The organism is Parolsenella sp., from assembly GCF_982402205.1.
In genome coordinates this window covers 1-3,736 of record NZ_CEVYAT010000155.1, presented here as the reverse complement: position 1 = coordinate 3,736, position 3,736 = coordinate 1, and the positions used below count along the sequence as shown (strand labels likewise).

Sequence of the window (3,736 nt, the reverse complement as noted above, 5' to 3'; positions counted from 1 at the left end):
GTCTTCTGCATCTCCGACATCCTGATTCACCTGGCTGGTGAGCAGATGAAGAAGACGCACGCCGAGGCCGTTGACCCCGAGAGCCTCGACGTCATCGTGGGCGGCAAGCCCGTGCGCATCGACGGCGAGGGAGACGAGCCCAAGGAGCCCGTCAAGAAGATGCTGCTCGGCCTGCTGGCCGAGCGCTATGGCATCGAGGAGGAGGACCTGCTGTCCGCCGAGCTCGAGGTCGTGCCGGCTGGTCCCGCGCGCGACATGGGCCTCGACCGTTCGATGGTGCTGGGCTATGGCCAGGACGACCGCGTGTGCGCCTACACCTCGCTCGAGGCGATGCTCGCCGTGGAGGACGTGGAGCGCACGAGCGTGTGCCTGCTTGTCGACAAGGAGGAGATTGGCTCGGTGGGCGCTACGGGCATGCAGGCCCACTACTTCGAGAACGCCCTGGCCGAGGTCATGGAGCTCGCGGGCGAGGGCGGCGAGCTGGCGCTGCGCCGTGCTCTGGCCAACTCCAAGATGCTCTCGAGCGACGTGTCGGCGGGCTTCGACCCGGCCTACGCGGGTCAGTTTGAGGAGAAGAACAGCGCGTACCTGGGTCGTGGCCTGTGCTTCAACAAGTACACGGGCTCGCGCGGCAAGAGCGGCTCCAACGACGCCGACGCCGAGTACATGGCGTACGTGCGCGACGTGATGGACGAGGCTGACGTGAGCTTCCAGACCTGCGAGCTTGGCCGCGTGAACGCCGGTGGCGGCGGCACGATCGCTTACATCATGGCCCGCTATGGCATGGACGTCATCGACTCGGGCGTGGCCGTGCTGTCGATGCACTCGCTGTGGGAGGTCACGAGCAAGGCCGACATCTACGAGGCCTACTGCGGCTACAAGGCCTTCATCCAGCGCGTCTAGCTGCACGTTATTGCGCGGCTCCGTTTCCGCGGGGCCGCGCTTTCTTTGTTGGTGCCGGCAATTCGAATACTGGGCCCCAGGCGAGAGGAGAAGCTCCATGGCAGAGCACGAGTGGCAAGACGCGCGGCACAACCCGCAGGCCCGCCCCGACCAGCGGGTGAGCTACGAGTCGCGTCGCGAGCGCGCCCGCCGCGAGCGCCTGCGCCAGGGGCTCGCCGACGAGGGCATGTGGGACCGCGTGAGCTCGTGCGCAAAGAAGCGCAGGTACGCAACGTATGACCAGGCCCGCGCCGTTGCGCGCTGGGGCGAGGAGGAGAACGGCCAGGAGCTGCGCATCTACAAGTGCGAGTACTGCGGCGGCTGGCACCTCACTCACAAGCTTGACCAGAAGGTATATGGCCACGAGGCGGGTCGCGAGGCTACCGAGCGTATTGCCCGCGAGCGGGCCGAGAGCACCGCTGCGGCGCCTCTGGCCCGCTGGAGCGTGGGCGACCTCGTGCTCGACCTCGCGAGCAACACTCCCTGCATCGTCGAGGCCGTGGGCCAGATGGGCGACGAGCCCGCCTACCAGCTCGCAAGTGCCGACGAGTCCTGCGAGCTTGGCTGGGTGCGCGAGTCAGACGTTGCGGAGGCGTAATCGGCGACGTTCGTGGTCGAGAGGCCCCATCTTCCCGGTGAAGTACTCGAAAGTTGACCAGCGAGTACGAATTCTGGGCATTCTGATCAACTTTCGAGTACTTAATTCGCGAGGCCGCGAGTAGACGGGCTCCATCGCGGGCTCAATCACCCTGGTGTGCGCCCTGTGAAGCTCCGCGAAGGCGGGTCCGCCGTCACCTTCGCGGGTATACAACCCGTGCGTGCTTCAAATACATCGGCAGGAGGCCTTATGAAGACCACCACGCTTACCTATCCCAGCCACGACAACACCTCGACCGTCCGCGCCCTCATGTGGGAGCCCGACGACGCCGCCCGCCCCGACTTCGTGCCCCGCGCGGTCGTGCAGCTCGTCCACGGCATGTCCGAGCATGTCGAGCGCTACGCCCCCTTTGCAAACTACCTTGTTGACCAGGGATTCGTTGTCTGCGCCAACGACCACGTCGGCCACGGCAAGACCGCCGGAGACGATGATCTGGGCCACATGCCGCTCGACGCCGGCGCAGACGTGCTGGTCGAGGACGTGCACGCCCTACGCGGCCTCTCGCACGAGCGCTATCCCAACTGTCCCCACGTGGTCTTTGGCCACTCGATGGGCAGCTTCGTGACGCGCACCTACCTCACCCGTCACGCGCAGGGCCTCGCCGCCGCCGTCCTGTGCGGCACGGGCCAGCAGCCGCGCATCCAGACTGCGGCCGGCAGCGTGCTCTGCCATGCCATTGCCGCAGTTCGTGGGGCCCATCACGTGAGCCGCCTCATTGACTCGCTGGGCGCGGGCGCCTACGGCCGTGCCATCAAGGGCGCGCGCACCAACGTCGACTGGATCTGCACCGACCTCGAGGTCGTCGACGAGTACATCGCCGACCCCCTGTGCGGCCAGCCCTTCACCGTGGGCGCCTACGCGACGCTCAGCGACCTCGTGGCCCAGGCGACCGACTCGCGCCTGGCCCGCCGCATCCCTCGCGACCTGCCATTGCTCTTCATCGCGGGCGCTGAGGACCCGGTGGGGGAGTGCGGCCGGGGCGTGCGCCGCGCCGTCGACGAGTACCGCAACGCCGGCGTTCGCCTGGTCGAGCAGATCATCTACCCGGGCGTTCGTCACGAGATCCTGAACGAGCCCATCCACGACCAGGTCTATGCCGATGTGGCTGACTTCCTCACGCGTCAGGGCATCTAACTGCTGAGATGCCGCGTGCTTGTGCGCTGCGTGGCGTGGGTACGTGCGTGCATGGTGACGGCGCACGAACTGGTCAGCGCGTCGGGCCGCACCGTGCGGTGGCCCTTTTCGAGCATTGCGCGCCGCTCGGGTGGGTCTTGGGGCCTCTATTAGTGTCCGCATGACTCTGTATGGTGGTCTCATCCACAGGGAGCCCGGTGGCCGGCAACGACTCGGCCGGTCACCGTCGCCTCGCCCGGCTTTGCCGGGAACGCCTTAGGGGGCCACCATGTTCGAACCGTCTCGTCACGTCGCTTCGTTTAACATCGCCGGTTTCAAGTACTGGGACGGCGCGCTCGTGCTCGACCAGCTCAAGGCCGGCATGCTGCTCGACCTCGTGCCCGAGCCCGACAACCCGCACGACCCCAACGCCGTGGCGCTCTACTTCCACGGCACCAAGCTGGGCTTCGTTCCCGCAAGCCAAAACGAGCTCATGGCCCTCATGTTCCACTTTGGCCACGATGACGTCTTCGAGTGCCGCATCCAGCAGGTCGACCCCGACGCCGCCCCGTACGAGCAGGTGCTCGTGGGCCTGTTTGTCACGGACGTGCGTGCGCACTAGCACGACGCGCCCTCCCAAGCGCGCCCTCGCCTACTCCGCGCTGTTGCTGTAGCCCTCGAGCTTGGAGGTGCAGTGCGGGCAGCGCGTGGCGTCGTCGGCAATCTCCTGCTTGCAGTAGGGGCAGAGGCGCGGGGCCGGCTTGGCGTCCTCCTCGGCCTTCTTGGCAAGACCCGCCTTCTCGGCCGCGATGTCCCTGATGCGGTTGAGCTCGTTCAGGGCCTTCACGATGGCGAAGACGGCCGCGGCGGTAATCAGGAAGTTGATGATTGCCGAGATGAACGCGCTGAAGTCGACCACCGAGCCGTTGAGGTCAATCGAGAGGCCCGGCACGCCCTTGGTGCCGCCGGTCAGAAACGAGACGAGCGGCTGAATGACATTCTCGACCAGCGAGTTGACCACCG

Annotated in this window: 5 protein-coding genes; 4 read left to right on the top strand and 1 reads right to left on the bottom strand. The window is 66.6% G+C overall.

Features of this window, described 5'->3' with window-relative positions; genetic code table 11:
• The 4 genes from AC1VTH_RS07365 to AC1VTH_RS07350 all read left to right on the top strand — a co-directional run.
• Nucleotides 1-903: zinc-binding metallopeptidase family protein (locus AC1VTH_RS07365; protein WP_481335496.1), on the top strand; the 903-nt coding region annotated here is incomplete at its 5' end.
• Nucleotides 904-1,000: 97 nt separating this feature from the next.
• Nucleotides 1,001-1,540: a hypothetical protein gene (locus tag AC1VTH_RS07360; RefSeq protein WP_481335495.1), complete on the top strand. Its 540-nt coding sequence runs from the start codon at nucleotides 1,001-1,003 to the stop codon at nucleotides 1,538-1,540.
• Between the two features lie 249 nt (nucleotides 1,541-1,789).
• Entirely contained in the window at nucleotides 1,790-2,734 is a 945-nt protein-coding gene (locus tag AC1VTH_RS07355) for an alpha/beta fold hydrolase (RefSeq protein ID WP_481335494.1), read from the top strand.
• A gap of 268 nt (nucleotides 2,735-3,002) precedes the next feature.
• On the top strand, nucleotides 3,003-3,335 hold the full coding sequence (locus AC1VTH_RS07350; RefSeq protein WP_481335493.1) for an HIRAN domain-containing protein: 333 nt from the start codon (nucleotides 3,003-3,005) through the stop codon (nucleotides 3,333-3,335).
• A 30-nt stretch (nucleotides 3,336-3,365) separates the two neighbouring features.
• Here the strand turns inward: AC1VTH_RS07350 and AC1VTH_RS07345 are convergent.
• The coding region (locus tag AC1VTH_RS07345; RefSeq protein ID WP_481335492.1) for an MscL family protein at nucleotides 3,366-3,736 on the bottom strand (371 nt) is incomplete at its 5' end.

Excerpts from the sequence above, each read along its gene's own strand:
- AC1VTH_RS07360 (WP_481335495.1), top strand. The coding sequence starts at position 1,001 with ATGGCAGAGCACGAGTGGCAAGACGCGCGGCACAACCCGCAGGCCCGC.
- AC1VTH_RS07350 (WP_481335493.1), top strand. The coding sequence starts at position 3,003 with ATGTTCGAACCGTCTCGTCACGTCGCTTCGTTTAACATCGCCGGTTTC.
- AC1VTH_RS07355 (WP_481335494.1), top strand. The coding sequence starts at position 1,790 with ATGAAGACCACCACGCTTACCTATCCCAGCCACGACAACACCTCGACC.